This window comes from Pararhodospirillum photometricum DSM 122 (assembly GCF_000284415.1).
In the GTDB taxonomy this organism is placed as follows: domain Bacteria; phylum Pseudomonadota; class Alphaproteobacteria; order Rhodospirillales; family Rhodospirillaceae; genus Pararhodospirillum; species Pararhodospirillum photometricum.
Map to the genome: position 1 here is coordinate 3,600,530 of NC_017059.1, position 17,287 is coordinate 3,617,816.

Annotated in this window: 19 protein-coding genes and 3 pseudogenes; 11 read left to right on the forward strand and 11 right to left on the reverse strand. The window is 64.3% G+C overall.

All coding sequences use genetic code 11. From position 1 onward, the window contains the following. Positions 1–26 precede the first annotated feature (26 nt). The 3 genes from RSPPHO_RS15965 to RSPPHO_RS15975 all read left to right on the forward strand — a co-directional run bounded on the left by RSPPHO_RS15965 (position 27) and on the right by RSPPHO_RS15975 (position 2,683). Positions 27–1,307: a hypothetical protein gene (locus RSPPHO_RS15965; protein WP_041795973.1), complete on the forward strand. Its 1,281-nt coding sequence runs from the start codon at positions 27–29 to the stop codon at positions 1,305–1,307. Between the two features lie 188 nt (positions 1,308–1,495). Next, the gene (locus tag RSPPHO_RS15970; RefSeq protein WP_051013950.1) at positions 1,496–2,263 is read left to right on the forward strand and encodes a Crp/Fnr family transcriptional regulator; all 768 of its coding nucleotides are present in this window, start codon (positions 1,496–1,498) and stop codon (positions 2,261–2,263) included. 87 nt (positions 2,264–2,350) lie between these two features. Continuing rightward, positions 2,351–2,683 carry an FtsB family cell division protein gene (locus tag RSPPHO_RS15975; RefSeq protein ID WP_014416243.1) on the forward strand — a complete coding sequence of 111 codons (333 nt, stop codon included), beginning with the start codon at positions 2,351–2,353 and terminating at the stop codon, positions 2,681–2,683. Positions 2,684–2,759: 76 nt separating this feature from the next. Here the strand turns inward: RSPPHO_RS15975 and RSPPHO_RS15980 are convergent, their stop codons facing one another. From RSPPHO_RS15980 to RSPPHO_RS15990, 4 genes and pseudogenes are all read right to left on the reverse strand, one after another. After that, positions 2,760–3,869 (reverse strand): Extracellular endo alpha-1 4 polygalactosaminidase or related polysaccharide hydrolase-like, encoded by a 1,110-nt coding sequence (locus tag RSPPHO_RS15980; RefSeq protein ID WP_014416244.1) that lies wholly within the window; start codon positions 3,867–3,869, stop codon positions 2,760–2,762. Beyond that, complete coding sequence (locus RSPPHO_RS21780) at positions 3,860–4,123, reverse strand: FAD-dependent oxidoreductase (RefSeq protein WP_422610576.1); 264 nt, start codon at positions 4,121–4,123, stop codon at positions 3,860–3,862. The genes RSPPHO_RS15980 and RSPPHO_RS21780 overlap by 10 nt, the downstream gene beginning before the upstream one ends. A 121-nt stretch (positions 4,124–4,244) precedes the next feature. Beyond that, a pseudogene (locus tag RSPPHO_RS15985) lies at positions 4,245–4,991 on the reverse strand (NAD(P)/FAD-dependent oxidoreductase); the annotation flags it as partial. Between the two features lie 34 nt (positions 4,992–5,025). Further along, positions 5,026–5,562 (reverse strand): queuosine precursor transporter, encoded by a 537-nt coding sequence (locus RSPPHO_RS15990; RefSeq protein ID WP_339325389.1) that lies wholly within the window; start codon positions 5,560–5,562, stop codon positions 5,026–5,028. A gap of 302 nt (positions 5,563–5,864) precedes the next feature. Here RSPPHO_RS15990 and RSPPHO_RS21785 point away from each other — a divergent pair. The 3 genes and pseudogenes from RSPPHO_RS21785 to RSPPHO_RS21795 all read left to right on the forward strand — a co-directional run. Then, a pseudogene (locus RSPPHO_RS21785) lies at positions 5,865–6,695 on the forward strand (YgiQ family radical SAM protein); the annotation flags it as partial. 100 nt (positions 6,696–6,795) lie between these two features. Continuing rightward, a complete protein-coding gene (locus RSPPHO_RS21790; protein WP_339325390.1) occupies positions 6,796–7,914 on the forward strand; it encodes a DUF3362 domain-containing protein in 1,119 nt (372 codons plus the stop codon). A 216-nt stretch (positions 7,915–8,130) separates the two neighbouring features. Then, positions 8,131–8,686: pseudogene (locus tag RSPPHO_RS21795) on the forward strand (GntR family transcriptional regulator). Positions 8,687–8,738: 52 nt separating this feature from the next. Here the strand turns inward: RSPPHO_RS21795 and RSPPHO_RS16005 are convergent. Next, positions 8,739–9,392, reverse strand: a complete 654-nt coding sequence (locus tag RSPPHO_RS16005; protein ID WP_014416251.1) for a DsbA family oxidoreductase — start codon at positions 9,390–9,392, stop codon at positions 8,739–8,741. A gap of 271 nt (positions 9,393–9,663) precedes the next feature. On the opposite strand from RSPPHO_RS16005, the gene RSPPHO_RS16010 reads away from it, so the two are divergent. After that, a complete protein-coding gene (locus RSPPHO_RS16010) occupies positions 9,664–9,969 on the forward strand; it encodes a lipid-A-disaccharide synthase N-terminal domain-containing protein (RefSeq protein WP_041795978.1) in 306 nt (101 codons plus the stop codon). Next, positions 9,966–11,429, forward strand: a complete 1,464-nt coding sequence (locus tag RSPPHO_RS16015) for a glycosyltransferase family 39 protein (RefSeq protein ID WP_051013951.1) — start codon at positions 9,966–9,968, stop codon at positions 11,427–11,429. Before RSPPHO_RS16010 ends, RSPPHO_RS16015 begins: the two co-directional genes overlap by 4 nt. A 189-nt stretch (positions 11,430–11,618) precedes the next feature. Here RSPPHO_RS16015 and RSPPHO_RS16020 read toward each other — a convergent pair whose 3' ends face one another. Then, a complete protein-coding gene (locus RSPPHO_RS16020) occupies positions 11,619–12,143 on the reverse strand; it encodes a glycine cleavage system transcriptional repressor (protein ID WP_014416254.1) in 525 nt (174 codons plus the stop codon). 231 nt (positions 12,144–12,374) lie between these two features. On the opposite strand from RSPPHO_RS16020, the gene RSPPHO_RS16025 reads away from it, so the two are divergent. Continuing rightward, on the forward strand, positions 12,375–12,854 hold the full coding sequence (locus tag RSPPHO_RS16025) for a hypothetical protein (protein ID WP_014416255.1): 480 nt from the start codon (positions 12,375–12,377) through the stop codon (positions 12,852–12,854). A gap of 278 nt (positions 12,855–13,132) precedes the next feature. After that, on the forward strand, positions 13,133–13,396 hold the full coding sequence (locus RSPPHO_RS16030) for a glutaredoxin family protein (RefSeq protein ID WP_041795985.1): 264 nt from the start codon (positions 13,133–13,135) through the stop codon (positions 13,394–13,396). Between the two features lie 12 nt (positions 13,397–13,408). Here the strand turns inward: RSPPHO_RS16030 and RSPPHO_RS16035 are convergent, their stop codons facing one another. From RSPPHO_RS16035 to RSPPHO_RS16055, 5 genes are all read right to left on the reverse strand, one after another. Further along, a complete protein-coding gene (locus tag RSPPHO_RS16035) occupies positions 13,409–13,936 on the reverse strand; it encodes a hypothetical protein (protein ID WP_041795987.1) in 528 nt (175 codons plus the stop codon). A gap of 158 nt (positions 13,937–14,094) precedes the next feature. Then, positions 14,095–14,559: a DUF4870 family protein gene (locus RSPPHO_RS18205; RefSeq protein WP_051013952.1), complete on the reverse strand. Its 465-nt coding sequence runs from the start codon at positions 14,557–14,559 to the stop codon at positions 14,095–14,097. A gap of 342 nt (positions 14,560–14,901) precedes the next feature. After that, positions 14,902–15,435, reverse strand: coding sequence for a DUF4870 family protein (locus tag RSPPHO_RS20455; protein WP_051013953.1), 534 nt, complete (start codon positions 15,433–15,435; stop codon positions 14,902–14,904). Between the two features lie 38 nt (positions 15,436–15,473). Next, positions 15,474–16,259, reverse strand: a complete 786-nt coding sequence (locus tag RSPPHO_RS16050) for an exodeoxyribonuclease III (RefSeq protein ID WP_041797740.1) — start codon at positions 16,257–16,259, stop codon at positions 15,474–15,476. Between the two features lie 161 nt (positions 16,260–16,420). Beyond that, positions 16,421–16,777, reverse strand: coding sequence for a HesB/IscA family protein (locus RSPPHO_RS16055; protein WP_014416261.1), 357 nt, complete (start codon positions 16,775–16,777; stop codon positions 16,421–16,423). Between the two features lie 163 nt (positions 16,778–16,940). Between RSPPHO_RS16055 and RSPPHO_RS22095 the strand changes: the two genes are divergently transcribed. Next, entirely contained in the window at positions 16,941–17,285 is a 345-nt protein-coding gene (locus RSPPHO_RS22095) for a hypothetical protein (RefSeq protein ID WP_422610577.1), read from the forward strand. Positions 17,286–17,287: the final 2 nt, after the last annotated feature.

The following is a 17,287-nucleotide window of genomic DNA, read 5'->3' on the forward strand; positions in this document are numbered from 1 at the left end:
TGCCGAATCCCACAGGAGTCTGTCCCATGGATGTGGATTTTGACACCAAAGCCCTTGATCTGATGGACTACGCCGCGTGGAAGCAGCGCGCTGATGCCGCCAAGGTGGCTTTCGTGCCGTTCGGGGGGGGGCCCTATTACGGCTACGAAGTCGGGGTGATTGATGCGATGCACGACTTGGGCATTGTCCCCGATGCCATGCTGCCTGGATGCGTGGGCAATTTTGTTGCCCTGTTCTACCTGATGGCCCTGGTGGAAGGGGGAGCGCCGACGGCGTACATCGACCGCTTCTCCAAGGCGGGCCTGATGGCAGAAAAAGACTACCTGAAGGCGCCCTTGCCGCCGCTGTTTCCCATGCGGGTGGCCGCCTGGATGCGAGGCTTCACCCAGTACTACACGAGTCCCCAGGCTTATCAGGATCTGTTTGCGCCCGAGCTGTTTCCTGATGTGCTCAAGGCGGGTATGGACTATCTCCTGCACCCGACCGACCGCAATCTCGGCGTTTTGACGCGGAATTTCTGCGTTTGGCATCCGATGATGCGGTTCATGATGGGCGGATACTACTTCGCCCCCATTGGTCCCTTTGGCGAGTTGTACGATCCCCAGAACCCGGAAGGCTGGATTGATCCCGCCGTCAATTGGGGCAGCGTTTATAGCAAGCAGGCGCCGCTCTATCTTATGAGCCTGCTGGAAGTTGGCCAGCCTCGCGTGTCCCTGGCCACCAATTGCATTGATCACCCGGACTTCGCTCCCCTTGATGGGCGGCGGCTGGCCTCCGCGAGCAATTTGCCCTGGCTGATTGGCGAAACCAAAATTAACGACACGTGGTATCGCGAGAGCGCGGTGCGCGACGTCGCGACCTTGTCGCCGGCCGCTCTGGATGCCTTGCCGTCGCTGGAGGTGCTGATTTGCGTGCAGATCATGCACAGCAATGACACGGGCACGCTGAGTCTGGACAAGGGCAATCACGACAACTACGCCCTGCAAGTCACCGAGATGATTGCCACCATCGGCGACGACGACATCGCCCAAGCCCAAAATCATCTGGCCCGGCAGGGCCGGGAGGTCGAGTGGATTGTGATTGAGGCCCAGCCCGACGCCAAGCCTCACTGGACCCACGAGAACATCACGCAGTGCCGGCAGGCGGGCTATCAGATGGCCATGAGGCAGTTTCTTGCCAATCCCCGGCTGCGGCCCTACATGACCAAGCTCGACAGTCCGCAGCCGCTGACCGCATGGCCGCGCCGTCCGTCCCGCCCGGTCCCGCCGCTTTCCCTCGTCGAGGCCTCGCGCCTCGCCGCCGAGTAACCCCCAAAAAAAGACCGAGGGGTCTGGGGAGGCCCGCCTCCCCAGCCTTCCCTTTCTCCCCCTTCCTTGTGCCTCATGACGGCGTTGGAGGCTGTCGTGCTGATCTTTTATGCAGGGATCGCCCTGGCGGCCTGAAGCCCGGATCCCCGGGGCTTGACCCCGGGAACGGGGGGCGGCACCATAGCGCCATGGTCGGAAAATCAGGGGCGCCCCCGGGAGAGCCAAGCAGCGTGAAACGAAGCCGCATTGAGGCCGCATGGCGAGGCCAGGCCGAGTGTTCCGGGTGTTCCTTGCGCGATCTCGCCTTGTTCGCCGACTTGCAGGAGGCCGACTTCAACCTTATCCATCTGCCCATCGACGAGTTGGAAGTTGAGGCGGGGACCGTGCTGTATAACGCGGGTGATGAAGCTCGGGCCCTACTGACCGTGCGCACCGGGTTGGTCAAACTGGTTCAATACCTGGGCGATGGCTCGCAACGCATTGTCCGGCTGCTGCGTCCGGGCGATACCTTGGGGCTGGAGGCGACCTTGGGGGAGAGCTACGAGCACACCGCCGTTGCTCTGCGCCGAGTGTTGTTGTGCCGCATTCCCGTGGATGTGGTGACTCGCCTCAGTCAGGAGACCCCTCGGTTGCATCGTCAGCTCATGGTGCGCTGGCACAACACCGTGCGACAGGCCGATACGTGGCTCACGGCCTTGTCCACCGGATCGGCCAAGGCTCGGGTCGCGCGCTTTTTGCTCGACATTCCTCGAGAGCGCGGGGCCGGTGGCCAGCCCTTGTGCGAGATTTTGGGGCGGGAAGATATTGGGGCCATGCTGGGGGTCACCACCGAAACCGCAAGCCGGGTGATTGCCGAGTTTCGTCGGGCGGGCATTTTGGTCGAGCAGCGACCCAATGTTTTTGTGTGTGACGATGCCGCCTTGCGGGCGGTGGCCGGGGAGGACGGGCGGTCCTGACCTTGGGGCGTCGGGGGGCTGGGGGTGGCGGAAAATGTGCCCCAGGCGACGCCTCGTTCTTGACCCGACGTCCTGGAGCATGGTTGCATGGGCGCTATGGCACCTTCGCCCCCTCATTCCCATCGTGGTCGGCTCCGCGGCTTTCTGGGCTCCCTGCTGGGGATGCTCGTCGTCGCCTATTTTGGCTATCACGCGGTTCAGGGGGACCGGGGGGTTCTGGCTTTGGCCCGGCTCAATAAGGAAATCGAGCACGCCCGTAGCATTCTCGACGAGCGCAAGGCCGAGGAGGCCATCCTTCAGGCCCGGGTTACCCGGCTCTCCCCCGAGAGTCTTGATCGTGATTTGCTCGACGAGCGGGCGCGCAGCATGCTCAACCGCGTTCGACCCGACGAACTGATCATTCGTCTCGACGATAAATAGCGTTGGCTGAAGGCCATCAAGCGAGGCCCGGGCTGGGGAGGTGCGGCCTCGTCACCCCCCGCCCTTGTGCCTGCCGTTAAATCGGCATCAAGGCTTCGTCGCGCAAGAAGGTGGTGACGCCATCGAGGACCAAGCCGTCGAAGCCCAGGTCCATGAGGCTGGCAAAGCCCTTGCCCATCAGTTCCAGCCACGCCTTGTCCTGAATGTTGACCCAGTAGAGGCCCGACTGGCCCGGGAAATAGCCGGTCAGGAAGGCTGGATTGCCCACCTTCCAGTCATCTTTCCAGTAGGGCAGGGTGTCTTGCGCCAGTCCCAGGGTCAGGCGGGCCATGACCAGTCGCTGGCCGCCCAGGGCCTTGGACTTGAGTCGTGTCACATGCTCCTTGGTCAAGGCCATGTTGCCGTTAAAGAAGGGCTCGATGATCAGCATATCGTAATTGTTGTTGATCAGCGGCCGGAGCCAGTCCTCCATCCGCTCATAGCCGTAGGGATCCAGGGCCACCAGCAAGGAGCGGACCTGATCTAGGGTCTGAATTTTGGCGGCCGTTTCGTTGGCCGGTCGCTCGCGGGGGACGGTACCAAAAGGATGGTCGCTCTGGTCGGTGGTCGCCACCCACACGCCATCCGCTTGTCCCTTTTTGTGGGCTTCCTCGGCCGCCTTGGCATCGGCACAGCGCTCGAAGGCGATGAGCTTGAGGTCCAGGGCCTTGAGCCGAGCCAGCCCCGCGTCGTCCAGCGTGTTGGTTGGCGGCGCGCAATAGCGCTGGTCCAAGACGATGCCGGCAATGTTGCGCACAAAGCGCTTGTGCGGCGTGCCCAGGGGCAGTTGCGCCATTTGGGTGACCGAGTCGCCCGGTTTGCTGCGTAACACCGCCAGATCAAGGTCGCGCTGGGTTTGGGTGGCTAAAAACTCGCCCCCCCGGATGAAGACCTTGAAGTTGGGGTCACGTTTGTGGGCGTACTCGGTGAGGATGTTGATGACCTCGCGCACCGGGGCGCGCAGGTCGGGAATGTCGGTGGGCAGGATCTTGTAGGGCGGATCCTTGTAGACCCAGGGCGTGATATCGCGGGCGTCGATAATCACCGGCTTCAAGTGGCTGTCTTGGGCATGACTCGGACCCGCCGCGAGGCAGGCCAGCGCGAGGCCGGTCCCGAGGGCAAAACGGGAAAAGGGCTTCAGAGGCATCGGACTGTCTCCGCGACCAGATCAGCAAGGGCAAGGCAGGAGGTCAGGCCCGGCGATTCGATCCCATAAAGGGCGAGGTAGCCGTCCACGCCGGTTTGGGCCGGGCCTTGCAAAACAAAGTCGTGGGCCGGTTCCCCCTCGGCCTGAATCTTGGGGCGCACCCCGGCATAATCGGGATGCAGGCGATCGGGGGTAAGGTCGGGCCAGTACCGTTGAATAGCCTCGATAAAGGGCAGGACCCGCGCCGCGTTCACCGTGTAGTCGAAGGCGTCGGGGCCGGGGGGGGAGATCCATTCGGCATCGGGGCCAAAACGTCCACGTCCCCCCCATGTCGCGGGTATAGTGCAGGCCAAGCGAGTCTTCGCCCGGCGTCGGGTAGATCAGCCGCGAAAACGGCGGCTTGCCCGACAAGCTGAAATAATTGCCCTTGCAGTAGTGCTGCGGCGGGATCGCGGCGGGACTGGCCCCAACGAGGGCGCGGGTCAGGGTCTGGGCACCATGGCCGGCGGCGTTGATGACCAAGCGGGCCTGAAGGCTCAAGGGGTCGGCGCCGCCCACGTCCAAGATCACCCCCTCGGCGCTGGCGCGGCCACCGCGTACCGGGGCGTGGGTCACCAAGGTGGCGCCGTGGGCCTCGGCTTCGCCCAGAAGCGACAGCATCAGGGTGTGGGTGTCCACAATCCCGGTTTCGGGGGAGTGCAGGGCGGCGCTACAGCGCAAGGCGGGCTCCAGCGCCTGCGCCTGGGCGGCGTCCAGCCAGTGCAAGGAAACGCCAGCCGCCGCCGCCCGGGCCTGAACCGTTTTGAGGCGCTCGATTTCAGGGGCGCCGCCCTCGGGCGTGGCGACAATGAGCTTTTCGCACCGGACATGGGGAATGCCCATGGCGGCGCAATACGCATAGAGCGCTTGGCGTCCGGCCACGCACAGCCGAGCTTTCAGGCTACCCGGGGCGTAATACACCCCGGCATGGATGACCTCGCTGTTGCGCGACGATGTCTGGGTTCCGAAGGCCTCGGCGGCTTCCAGCACCAGGACCTCGCGTCCGGTCAGGGCCAGGGCCCGGGCAATGGCCAAGCCCACCACCCCGGCGCCCACCACCACACAGTCCACGTGTTCTGTCATGCCCTTGCCTTCCTCTGCTCAACCAAGGGGGGGACTAGCGCACGCCCGCCAGACGCCGGGTCTCGGCCAGCGACACCACGGCCCGGAAGGGGGCCACCAGCAAGACAGCAAAGGCCAGCTTGACCGCGAGGTCCCCCAGGGCCCAGGTCAGCCAGGGCAGGCCGGTGCCGGCAAACGCCAGCGAGAAGAACACCGTGGTATCGAGGACCGAGGCCACCGTCGAGGCGACCAGTGGCGGCAACCACCACACCCGTTGGCGCAGGCGGTTGAACACGGTGATGTCAAGAAGCTGCGAGCACAGGAAGGCCGAGCCCGAGGCCACGGCGATCCGGGGATCGGCCAGCCACAAACTGAGCACGACGGCCAGCGCGAAGCCGACCATGGCGACGCCACGCGCCATGCGCGGGCCGACGAGGCGATTGGTCAGATCCGTGACAAGGAAGGCGGCGGGATAGGTGAAAGCGCCCCAGGTCAGCCAATCGTTGATGGGAAACTGAACGAGATAGTTGGACGACACCACCACAACGGCCATGGCCGTCACGGGCAGCACCGCTCTGCGCTTGATGTTCACGGGGGGCCTCACGTCGGAGATTTTGCAGGGAAACCGTATTTCCGGTTCTTTTTCGTACTCTTGTGTGTCGGTCTGTGCAAGGAAGACAAGCCCTTGGCGGGGCGCCCAGGATCAGAGGGGTCTGGGGAGGCCCCCGCCTCCCCAGCCTTCCTTCTTTGTCACGCCCATGGTTCCATGCTATACGGAAAGGCTTCTCGCGCCAGGAAGCCGGCATGACCTCCCCTAAAGCTCTGTTTTCGTATAAGCCGCACTGGGCCATCCGCCTGGGACCGGCCCCGTTTTTGCCCATGTCACGCGCCGATATGGACGCCCTGGGCTGGGATGCCTGTGACATTATCCTGGTGACCGGCGATGCCTACGTCGATCACCCCTCCTTCGGCATGGCCCTGATCGGCCGGCTTCTGGAGGCCCAGGGCTATCGGGTGGGGATCTTGAGCCAGCCCGACTGGACCAGCGCCGAGGCCTTTCGCGCCCTCGGCCGGCCCACCCTGTATTTCGGCATCACGGCGGGCAACATGGATTCCATGGTCAACCGCTATACCGCCGATCGCCGGATTCGCCGCGACGACGCCTACACCCCGGGGGGCGAGGCCGGGCACCGGCCCGACCGCGCCGTCATTGTTTATGCCCAGCGGGCCCGCGAGGCCTACCGCGACGTGCCCATCATTCTGGGCGGCATCGAGGCCTCGCTGCGTCGTTTTGCCCACTATGACTATTGGTCCGACACCGTGCGCCGCTCGGTGCTGCTCGACAGCAAGGCCGACATCTTGCTGTACGGCAACGCCGAGCGCGCTCTGGTCGAGATGACCCACCGGCTGGCCCGGGGCGAGTCGCCGCGCACCATGACCGATCTGCGCGGTGTGGCCCTCGCCCTGTCCGAGCCCGTGGAGGACACTCCCGGGCGTCTGACCCTCTTTGATGCCTCCAGCGTTGATGGACCGCCGCTTCGTGGCCTCAAGGCGCGGCCCGGGGAGGAAGGGATCCTGCGTCTGCCCGATTTCGACACCGTGCGCGGCGATCCCACCCAATATCTCTATGCCAGTCGGCTCATGCATCTGGAGAGCAATCCCGGCTCGGCCCGCGCCTTGGTGCAGCGGTACGGCGAGCGCGACCTGCTCATCACGCCGCCGCCCCTGCCGCTCAGTACCCCCGAGTTGGATCGGGTGTTCGAGCTGCCCTACGCCCGCGCCCCCACATCCCTCCTATGGCGGCCAGCGCATTCCCGCCTGGGAGATGATCCGCCATTCGGTGAGTATTGTTCGCGGCTGCTTTGGCGGCTGCTCGTTTTGCGCCATCACCGCCCACGAGGGCAAGATCATCCAAAGCCGGTCCGAGGCCAGCATTTTACGCGAGATCGCCGAGGTTCGCGACAAGACCGAGGCGTTTACCGGGGTGATCTCCGACTTAGGGGGGCCGTCGGCCAACATGTGGCGGCTGTCGTGCCGCGATGCCGCGCTGCAACTGGTCTGTCGGCGCTGGTCGTGCCTGCATCCCGACATCTGCCCCAACCTTCAAACCGACCACGGCCCGCTGATCGCCTTGTATCGCAAGGCCCGCGCCCTGCCGGGCATTCGCAAGATCGTGATCTCGTCGGGTCTGCGCTACGACTTGGCCTTGCGCTCCCCCGCCTATGTGCGCGAGCTGGTCAGTCATCATGTCGGCGGTTATCTCAAGATCGCGCCCGAGCATACCGAGGCCGGGCCCTTGCGCTTGATGCTCAAGCCAGGGATGGCGGCCTATGACCGCTTCAAGGCCTTGTTTGAGCGGTTTTCCAAGGAGGCGGGTAAGGAGCAGTACCTAATCCCCTACTTCATCGCCGCCCATCCCGGCACCCGCGACGAGGACATGCTGGCCCTGGCCCTGTGGCTCAAGCGCAACGATTACCGGCTCGATCAGGTCCAGACTTTCCTGCCCACCCCCATGGCTCCGGCCAGCGCCATGTACCACGCCGAGGGCAATCCTTTGGTGCCGGTGGCCCGTGGCGCTCTGGAGCGGGTGGTTACAGCGAAGGGGTTGCGTCAACGTCGCTTGCACAAGGCATTCTTGCGCTGGCACGATCCCGAAAACTGGCCCTTGCTGCGCGAGGCTCTGCGCCACATGGGGCGCACCGATCTCATCGGGCCGTCCAAGCGCCACCTGATTCCTGCTGGGCGTCCGGCCTTTGCCAAGGGGCCGCGCGTTGGCGAGGGCAAGCCGGTCGTGCCCGCCGCGCCTCGGTCCCGGGAGGAGCGCGAGGTCAAAACGTTCCAGGGCCATCGGGGGAAGGACGGCGGAAAACAGGCGAGGGGGAAAGAGAAGGCGGGGGAGGCGCGGCCTCCCCAGACCCCTCGGTCACGCAGGCCCTTCGCGTGAGGCATACCCCAGCAAGGGAGGGGACTGCCCTCGCCGGCCGGGGGGCTCGTTTACCCGAGTGTCCAGCCCCCTTTGTGGCCCCTGGACCCAACGGTGTCGCGGAAGGTAAGCTGCGGCGGGATCAATCACAGCGGGAAGCATAGCGTGGAGGAAAAACGCGAACCCATCGCGCTGCGCATCGCTCAGGCCTTGGCCGAGCGGATCATTGCCGGGGGCATGGCTCCCGGGGCCCCCTTGCGCCAGGACAGCATTGCCGCCGAGTTTGGCGCCAGCCATGTGCCAGTGCGCGAGGCCTTTCGTCGGTTGGAAGCCCAGGGACTCGCCGTGAGCGAGCCCCGGCGCGGGGTGCGGGTGGCCACCTTTTCGCCGGCTGATGTCCGCGAGGTGGCGGAAATGCGCGCCGCTCTTGAAGCGCTCGCCTTGCGTCACGCCGCCCCCCATCTGACCCAGGCCATCCTCGACGAGGCCGAGGAAGCCATCCGGGCCGGCGATCGGGCGGGGGACGGTGCGGGCCTGGGAGGAGGCCAACCGCGTGTTTCATCGCGTGTTGCTGACGCCCTGCGCCATGCCCCGCTTGCTCCAGCTCATCGACGATTTGCACGTGGCCAGCGCCCGCTTTTTGTTCGCCGGGTGGCGTTCGGAATGGGAAGCCCCGTCGGATCGCGATCACCGGGCCATTCTGACCGCGTTGCGTCAGGGGCACCCGGAGACGGCGGTGGCGATTCTCGTGCGCCACGTGCAGTCGATCGGGCAGCGGCCCGGGCGGTCGTAAGGGGAGAAAGAGAAGGCTGGGGAGGAGGCTTCCTCAGGCCCCACCTTCTTCTTTAGGGGTTGGTCACCGGTTCGGGCACCTGGGTTTCCAAGGCGAGATCGACAAGGCGCAGGAAGATATTGGTTTCCTGGGCGCCGGCAATGGCGTAGCGGCTGTTGAAAATAAAGCCCGGCACGCCGCTCATGCCGATGGCATGCACGCGGGCGTTCTCGGCGATGATATCGGCAATGTCATCGAAGCTGGCGAGATGCGCGGCAACGCGGTCGGGATCCAGGCCTTCGGCGGCGCCGATGCGTGCCAACTCGTCCTTGTCCCCGATATCGCATCCCTCGACAAAATAAGCCGCGAACACACGCTCCAGCAGGGCTTCGCGTTGGGCGGGGGTCTCGCCCAGGCGGACAAGGCGGTGGCTGTCGATGGTGTTGGGGGTCCGGGTGATGCGATCGAAATTGAGCACAAGGCCCACCTGTTCGGCGCTGGCCTGGGCCGCCTCCAAAATACGCGCAGCCCGTCGCGGGCCACCGAACTTGCGTTCCACATAGGCCCGGCGGTCCATACCCGACAGCGGCATGTCAGGACTCAGCAAAAACGGCCGCCAGCGCATCAAGGGTTTGAGGCCATTGCGGGCTTCCAGGGCAAGTCGCAATCTCCGCTTGCCGATGTAGCACCACGGGCAAGCCGTGTCGAAAACAAAGTCGATCTCCATGGGGCGACGGGGACCTCGGGATCAGGACAAACCACTCTGTTGACATAGCTCCCTGACGACCTCGGGTCAACGCGCGATCCTTACCAGGGGCACGGGGCATCGTTCCCGTGCGCAGGACCAAAGGAAAGAAGAGGTCTGGGGTGGCCGCGCCTCCTCAGCCGTCGTCTCTTTTTTCTTCACCCGATGGCCCTGGGGAGAAAAGGTGGAGTCCGAGCCGGCGCATGCTATACCCCAGCCCACGCTCCCGCCCGCCCTCCTGTCGAGACCGACCATGATCATCGACCTTGGCCTCATCGCCTTCACCGTTTCCCTGTGGACTGCCATCGGCTTCCTGGGGCAGTTCTTCTTTTCGTTGCGTTTTCTGGTACAATGGCTCCAGTCCGAGAAAGCCCGCAAGTCCGTCGTGCCTGTGGCGTTCTGGTATTTCAGCGTGCTGGGCGGGGTGACGTTGCTGGTGTATGCCATCCACCAGGAGGATCCGGTGTTCATTTTCGGTCAAGGGCTGGGCCTTGTGATCTATGCGCGCAATCTCGTGCTGATTCACAAATCCCGTCGGCGGGAGGATGTGGCGTCGTGACGCGGGGCTTCGTCTCCTCGGGAGGGCTCTTTCAAGGGGCCGCAGGGCTGGTTGCAACACCCGTTGTCCTCGCCCTGGAGGTCGGTGTTGTGCTGCTGGCGACCGGTTTGGTTTTCGGCGTCGTGTTCACCGGCTTGCCCCGCGACGAGCTGGAGTCCGTGTTCTGGAGCCAAACCCTGGCGTTGGGCTACGACCCGCAGCAGCCCCCCTTGCACAACTGGCTGGCCCAGGGCGCCTTGGCCCTGTTTGGTCTGGGGCCGGGCAGTTTTGCCCTGATCCGTGTGCTCGGGCTGGGGGCAACTTTTTTGCTGGTCTGGCTGGCAGCGCGGGCGATGGCCCGGGGCGCCACCTTGCCGGCAGGCTTGGCTGTGCTGGGCTTGTTGTGCAGCACGTTGTTCGGCATCACCGCCTTTCTCAATCTCACACACAGTCTCGTGCTGGTGGCGGCTTTTGCCTTTTTGCTTTTTGTGCTGACCCGCTTCGACACCCCGGAGGAAGGCAGGATCTCGCCTTACTTGCTCCTCGGGATCGCTTTGGGAGGGGGGACGCTCGCCAAATATACCTTTGTCATATTTGCGGCGGCTTTGTTGCTGGCCGCCATGACCCATCCCCGTTTGCGGGAGCGGCTCCTTGATTTCAGGGTGGTCCTGACTCTTGCGGTGGCCGGGGTTATCGTCTTGCCCCATGGTCTGTGGGTTCTGGCGGCGGAGCGGACCATTCTTGATGATGTCCCGGGCCTTGTGCAGACCCACGCCGTGTCCTTGGCGGGGCGCTTGTGGGACTTGCTACGCACAGGCTGGCTTGATCCTGTCGCCGGGGTGGCGTTGCCGCTGCTCCTGCTGGGGCTGCTGGTTCCTGGGGTTCGGCCCGGCCGCTTGCCTCGCGCTGGCGGCGAGGACGAGGAGACCTGCGCGCATTGGCGGATTCTTCTGCTGGTCTATGTTGGGCTGGCCCTGGCGCTGGTGTCGATCGTGACCCTGATTGCCGGGGGAGGGCGGTTGCGTGAGCACTATCTGATGCCCGTTGCCCTGGTCTTGCCCGTGTGGGCCGCGTTGCGGGTGGCGGCAGCCCGCCCGGGGCCCCGATCCCTTGATCGCGCGGCCGGCGCCTTGATGATTCTTGGCGCCTTGGTGCCCCTTGGTACTTTGGGGGTGGCCGTCTTCGTGCGACCGCTCCACTGTGACCGATGTTTGACCGACCTGCCCGTCGCGGCTTGGGTCGAGGGGATTCAGGCAGAGGGGTTCACCGGGGGAACCTTGGTTGCCGCAAATCTTGACGCTGCCGCCAACCTCTTGGGGGCGTTTCCCGGATCCCGGCTGGTCTGGCCCGAGGCCGGAACCCGCTCCCTGGCCTGGGGAGGCGACACCCCGGGGGGGGAGCGACTGCCTGATCGTGTTGGATACCCCGTCTTTGGACCGGGACTGGGCCCGGCTGCGTCCCTGGATAACCGAGCATCTTGAAACGGGCGAACTGCCGGAAACGCCCGACGCTGTGGCGATCGAGGCGCCCTTGCGCGGCCCCTTAACCAACCGGACCGCTTCGTTGTCGGTGGTCTTGTTTCCCGGGGGAATTGGCCGCTGTCGGTGAGGTAAAAGGAGAAAGGCTGGGGAGGCGGGCCTCCCCAGACCCCACGGTCCCTGGGGGAGGGATCAGAGGCGCTCGAAGCTGAATGTGAGCCCCAGGTCTTCGGCCGTGTTTTTAATCGTGGCGAGGCAGGCCATTTCCCGGTCGTCGGGGAGGTTGATCTCGAAGCGGATCAGGTAGCGCTGGGTTTTGCCGTCGCTCAGGCGGTTTGAATCAAGCCGGACGATTCCAGCGCCAAATTCGCCGAAAACCTCGGCCAGACGCGCCACCAACCCCGGGCGATTGCCGCCGGCGAGCAGGAGGCGGTGGGTGATGGTGCTGCCCACCCCGGCTTCCTCGGGCAGATCGAAGGGACCGACCCACAAGGAATAGCCGGCCAGCGCCGGCAGACCGGCGAGGTCTTGGCGCACATCGTCGGCGCTGATGGCGTCGGGGAGATCGCAAACCAAGGTGAACTCGGCTGCTTGGCCCAGAGTCGCAAAGCTGGTGTCGGCGAGTTCAGCCCCGAGGTCAAACAAGCGGCCCGTAAGCGCCGCGACCAGCCCGGTGCGGTCGGGGCCAGAAACGGCAATGCGCAAGGTGTGGGTCATGCCCGCCTCCGTCCATGAGATCTGCTTTAGGTTTTTCAGAACCCCCGCCCCGGCGCAAGAGGCGGGAGGGGCCGCGATGATTCCAGGCCTGTAGACATCTTTTCGTATGACGGGAGGTCAAGAGGCTGGGAATCCGCCCGACCCGAGCGTATATTGAAAATTGCCCTGGCTGTTTGTTATATGACCGCGTGAATCTCCATTTGAAACCACCTAAAAGCGAGGAGGCGGGTTATGGCGGTCACCCCCAAGGTGACAAGTTCCACCACCACCTATGCCTCCGCCGCCAATACGCGGTTGGGCGACGGGATCCGTGCGACCGCCTCGCCGCAAGCGTTTTCCCCCATCACGGAGACGCCCGTCTCGGCAGAAGTTTCGCTCAAAGACCAGGGGTTACGCAACGATGAGTGGGGCAGCAAGAATTTTCTGCCCAACCGCGAGGAAACAGCCAGCCACGACAACGGCGCCTATTACTCCTCCCGCCAGGGGTATCCCCCCGTCCGCCTGGGGGCCATTTTAGCGAGTAACGATGTCTCGCGGATCGTTTTTTCGGTTCAGCTCCGCCCGACCACGGCCCCCGCGGCGCGCTATTTGTCGGGGGGGATTTATGCCTCTCGCGATGCGGCAGGCATTTATGACTCCAATACCCGCGTTGTTCATGCCCGGTTCTCGGGGCGCAAAGACCCCGGCGGCGTGGTCGATCGCTTGCTTTAAAATGAGGGAGCGATATCCTCCTGAAGTCCTTCCTTGATCCATCAAGCCTCTGTTCGCGGGCCCGTGGTGTTCTGGAACAAAAAAAGAGGGAAGGCTGAGGACGTATGCCTCCGTAGAGGGCTCGGGGCCACAGTCCCGTGTTGCCCATTTTGCCGTCAGGCCCCTGCGTGGTCCGCTCTGGGGCTGGCGTGAAAACCGAGAGAGGGGAGTGCGGCCCCTCTTGGCAGGAAAGGCCCGGGGGCTGGGGAGTCCTGAAGGGCGACGTGGTAGAAACTGGCATGAAGGTGGAAATATATACCCGCGAAGGATGTGTCCTTTGCCGTCGCGTCAAAGCGTGGTTTGCAGGTCACCAGATCCCCTTCCATGAGCACGACGTCACCCGGGGAGAAGACTTCTCCCGGATGCAGGAGCGCTTGCCCGAGGCTCGCTCCATTCCCCAAATTGTGATCGGAGAGCATGGCATTGGGGGCTTCGAGACACTCATGCTCTACGAAACCCCTATCTTGGAGCGCTTACGCGAGTTTTATCCCCTTGAGGGATGAACGCGGCCGCGTTTAACGCGGACCCAAAGGCGTTTGAGACGACAGGGGCGGTTTTCCTGTCGCGGCGCAGCTTTCCAGGGCGGCCAGGGCCTGGGGCATGTCGTGCAGCCGGAAAAAGGCACTTGATCCACGGGCCGTGATCCGCAGGGTCTGGGCCTGACGCAGGCGCGGGCCAATGTCGGGCCAAGGCGGCAGGTCAAGGCGCAGCAAGGATCCCGACCCCGTGGCGCGCAGGGTGAGGGGGGAGCCTTCGTTGAACGCCACGCTGCCCCTCTCTCCCTTGGGGCGAGCGCGTGTCAAGGCGGGGTCGCTGAGGCTCAGGAGGGCGTGGCGGCTCGGATCCAGGGACAGTCCCAACAGGACCCGCTCGGTGTCACGGTAATAGACGTTGAGCAGGAGGCAGTGTGAAAAGCTGCCGTCAGGCTGGCGTTCGTCCACGACGAACCAGCTTCCCACCTGTTGCAGATCGGCCCGGGCCTCGGGCACGGCGCCGAGGCCAAGAGCGACCAGGGCAGCGCAAAAAAGGGGGCTCCGGGGCATGGTCAAAGGGCCTTACTGACAAGAGAAACGGCCAGAGCCGGCGGCTTTCTGGCAGAATGGAAACAAGAAGGCCCGGGGAGGCGAAGCCTCCCCAGACCTCTCAGCAAAAAACATCATCATGGTGGGCGCCGTGCAGCCTCTCCTTTTTGGGCGTCGTTTTAGACGAAGGCAAGGGGATCGGCGATTTTGCGTGCACGCGCAAAGGTTCGGAATCCTTTGAAAACCCGGTAGATATAGTACAGCCCCACCACCAACAGGACAAGGCCGCCAAAGTCACGGCTGATCGTGAAGGAGAAGGCAACAAAGCCGGCGCCCAACCCGATCAGAGTCAGCACGAAGGTGCGCACAAGCCACGTGGCGTGGCTTTCATAGATGCTGCCAATGAAATCGGCCCGGTTGCGATACACAAGAAAGGCCCCGGCAGCAGCGAAAAGATCGAGAAAAATCCCGCCTCGCCCCCCCAGCATCATGGCCAGCCCGGTCATCATGCCCACGGCGAAGAGGGCATACGCGATCATGATATAGCCGCGCTGGGTCGCGCTCGACGCGCTGGGCGTCGGGGCGGCGGGGGCTTCCTCGACCGGCGGGGTGGACGACGGTGTTTCAGGGGTATCGGTGGTCATCGGAACATCCTTGTCCGGGAAAAAACGAAGCATACAGAGCACTGCCCACAGAGATCCTCGCAAGGATTGGATCAGGGGGAGTGCCTCTCAGGCACCGTGTGTTTCATCAGATCCAGTGACGGCGCTCTCGATCTTTGTTTTGACGCTCAACGTCTTCGAAAAGAGCTCCCCCTTTTCGGGGCTCGTTCTTAGAGAACTGGGGAGGCCGTGCCCCCCCAGTCCTGCCTTTTGAAAGACCCCACCCCATTCCCACACCCCATGGCACAAAGGCAAGGCAAAGAGACGCGACGGGGATCAGGGGGTGGTGTTGCGGCGTTCTCCCGCCGCTAACACGTCGGGGGCTTAGTAATAAGCGTTGGGGGCGATGATGGCCTTGTTTTCGTCGTAGGCCAGGAAGCCCTTGACCACGCGATACATCAGGTAGGCCAGCGCCAGCACCAAGATCAGACCGCCAACGGCGAACGACAACACCACGCCCAACACCGCCGCGCCGGCCGAGAATAAGAAGGTACGATCCAGCCACGTGATATGGCTCTCCCAGATCGTGCCCTTGAAGTCGTCGCGCTGCTTGCGAATGTAGAGAACGTAGGCGACCACCGCCGTGATCCCGAAGGTGAACATCGACGCCGCGAACAGAGCATAAATGATGAGCATGGTGCGGCGCTTCTGGGCGTCGGTGGCCACCAAGGGCGCTGCTTCGGCTACCGGCGCGGGAGCGGGGGCGGGCGCCGGGGCGGGTTCGGCCGCCGGGACGGGGTCGGCCGCCGGGGCCGGAGCCTCAGTCGCTGGGGCTTCGACGGCTTCGGCGGGGGCGGCCTTGGCCTTCGCTTTGGGGGCCGGCGTCTTCTTGGCTTCGGTGGCCGGTTGATCGTTCATGCGTCTTCTCCTTTGCGTTGTCAAGACGGGGAGGGGGCTCACACGTCCAGGCTGATCCAAGCCGGCGTATGATCGCTGGCCTTGGGTTCGCCGCGTGGCGACAGGTCCACGCCGGCCTCCAGCAACCGGTCGGCGGCTGCTGGGTTAAGCAATAGATGGTCGATGCGCAGCCCATGGTTTTTGGTCCAGGCCCCGCCTTGATAGTCCCAGTAGGTGAACAAGCCGGGCGCGGGGTGGCGGACGCGCAAAGCGTCGGTGAAGCCCAGGTGAACCAAGGCACGGTAGCGCGCGCGGGTTTCGGGGCGGCACAGGGCGTCCTCGGCCCAGCCGACGGGATCAAAGACGTCGTCATCGGTCGGGCACACGTTGTAGTCGCCGCCCAGCACCAAGGGGAGGTCAGGGGCCTGGGACAGGTGGTGCCGGGCCCGGGCGATGAGCCGAGTCATCCAGGCCAGTTTGTAGGGATACTTGATCGGATCGTCGGTGGGGTTGCCGTTGGGGAGGTAGAGGCTGGCCACGCGCAGGCGACCATCGACCAGGGCTTCCAGGTAGCGGGCCTGGGGATCCTCGTCATCGCCGGGCAGGCCGGACTCGATGTCTTCCAGGGGCAGGCGCGAGGCGATGGCGACGCCGTTGTAGGTCTTTTGGCCATGGAAGGCGACCTGATAGCCCGCATCCTCGAAGGCACTCACGGGGAAGTCAAGGTCCTGGCACTTGGTTTCCTGCAACAAAACAACATCGGGCCGCTCGGCCGCCAGCCACGCCAGCAAGGCGGGCAGGCGCGCCTTGAGGCCGTTCACATTGAACGTGGCAACGCGCAGCATCCGACGGGCCCCCCCCCMCATGCCGCCATGGGACGCATGGATAGTGGCGGCTCCTTCTCTTACCATACTGGTCAGAGCCATTACAGGGGGCGCGCGCGTCTTGTGGCCGATTCAAGGCGGCCGTAGGGCGAAAAAGGCAGAGGATACGAAAAAGAAAGACGCTAAAGAGAGAAGGAGCTGCCGCATCCACACGTGCTGGTGGCGTGCGGGTTGCGCACTATGAATGACTGGCTCATCAAGGTGTCGGTGAAGTCGATCTCGGCGCCGTCGAGCAGGGCCAGGGAGTCCGCATCCACGACCACGCGGGCCCCGTCACGGTCGATCACGTGGTCGGAGTCGAAACGCTCATCGGTGAGGCTGAAGTTCAAGGAGAAACCTTGGCACCCTCCGCTGCTGACGCTGACACGCAGCAGGAGGCCGGGCTCCTGCTTCGCCTCTTGCAAGGCCTTGAGGCGGGCCACAGCGGCATCGGAAAGGGTCAGAGAACCGGCGGGGGCGGTCTGGGCGGCGAGGGTCATGGGAAAGGGTCTCCTAGAAAGGGTCTCCTATTGGTCTTAAGGCGAGATGGGAGGGGCACGCCGAGGGATCAAGGCCTCCCTCAGCCTGTCCTTATATTGGCCGTCGCCCGCCAGGAGCCCCGCTCACCCGTTGGCCCGGGCCTCGGGGACATTGCCCCGCGGCATGCGATCACGGTCTTGCGCCCCCGTGGGGGATCCACGAAACTCTTGCCCCCGCGTCGGTCGCCGTCGGGGGGCTTTGGGGCAACTCCAGAGCCGTTCAACCCGCGCCGGGCGGGCGGTCTTGCGATCTAAAGGTGAATTTACGCTAAAGCCTCAATCAAAACCCTCTGTTTCTCCGAAAGACCGGCACAGTCTTGCGGGTCGTCAAGGATCTTTTTACCCGACTGGTCGAAGACTTGAGGGGGCGCCCGAAGAGGGGTGCCAGCAGACGGGGCATGAGGTGTGTGACGCTATCGCCGGCATGACCGACCTGTTCGCGCTCGACGAGCATGCCTTGAGTGTTTGACC

What these genes read in the sequence shown, in the direction of transcription:
- RSPPHO_RS15965 (WP_041795973.1), top strand. Translation starts at nt 27, where the DNA reads ATGGATGTGGATTTTGACACCAAAGCCCTTGATCTGATGGACTACGCC.
- RSPPHO_RS15970 (WP_051013950.1), top strand. Translation starts at nt 1,496, where the DNA reads ATGGTCGGAAAATCAGGGGCGCCCCCGGGAGAGCCAAGCAGCGTGAAA.
- RSPPHO_RS15975 (WP_014416243.1), top strand. Translation starts at nt 2,351, where the DNA reads ATGGGCGCTATGGCACCTTCGCCCCCTCATTCCCATCGTGGTCGGCTC.
- RSPPHO_RS15980 (WP_014416244.1), bottom strand. Translation starts at nt 3,869, where the DNA reads ATGCCTCTGAAGCCCTTTTCCCGTTTTGCCCTCGGGACCGGCCTCGCG.
- RSPPHO_RS21790 (WP_339325390.1), top strand. Translation starts at nt 6,796, where the DNA reads ATGATCCGCCATTCGGTGAGTATTGTTCGCGGCTGCTTTGGCGGCTGC.
- RSPPHO_RS16005 (WP_014416251.1), bottom strand. Translation starts at nt 9,392, where the DNA reads ATGGAGATCGACTTTGTTTTCGACACGGCTTGCCCGTGGTGCTACATC.
- RSPPHO_RS16010 (WP_041795978.1), top strand. Translation starts at nt 9,664, where the DNA reads ATGATCATCGACCTTGGCCTCATCGCCTTCACCGTTTCCCTGTGGACT.
- RSPPHO_RS16020 (WP_014416254.1), bottom strand. Translation starts at nt 12,143, where the DNA reads ATGACCCACACCTTGCGCATTGCCGTTTCTGGCCCCGACCGCACCGGG.
- RSPPHO_RS16025 (WP_014416255.1), top strand. Translation starts at nt 12,375, where the DNA reads ATGGCGGTCACCCCCAAGGTGACAAGTTCCACCACCACCTATGCCTCC.
- RSPPHO_RS16030 (WP_041795985.1), top strand. Translation starts at nt 13,133, where the DNA reads ATGAAGGTGGAAATATATACCCGCGAAGGATGTGTCCTTTGCCGTCGC.
- RSPPHO_RS16035 (WP_041795987.1), bottom strand. Translation starts at nt 13,936, where the DNA reads ATGCCCCGGAGCCCCCTTTTTTGCGCTGCCCTGGTCGCTCTTGGCCTC.
- RSPPHO_RS18205 (WP_051013952.1), bottom strand. Translation starts at nt 14,559, where the DNA reads ATGACCACCGATACCCCTGAAACACCGTCGTCCACCCCGCCGGTCGAG.
- RSPPHO_RS20455 (WP_051013953.1), bottom strand. Translation starts at nt 15,435, where the DNA reads ATGAACGATCAACCGGCCACCGAAGCCAAGAAGACGCCGGCCCCCAAA.
- RSPPHO_RS16050 (WP_041797740.1), bottom strand. Translation starts at nt 16,259, where the DNA reads ATGCTGCGCGTTGCCACGTTCAATGTGAACGGCCTCAAGGCGCGCCTG.
- RSPPHO_RS16055 (WP_014416261.1), bottom strand. Translation starts at nt 16,777, where the DNA reads ATGACCCTCGCCGCCCAGACCGCCCCCGCCGGTTCTCTGACCCTTTCC.
- RSPPHO_RS22095 (WP_422610577.1), top strand. Translation starts at nt 16,941, where the DNA reads ATGCGATCACGGTCTTGCGCCCCCGTGGGGGATCCACGAAACTCTTGC.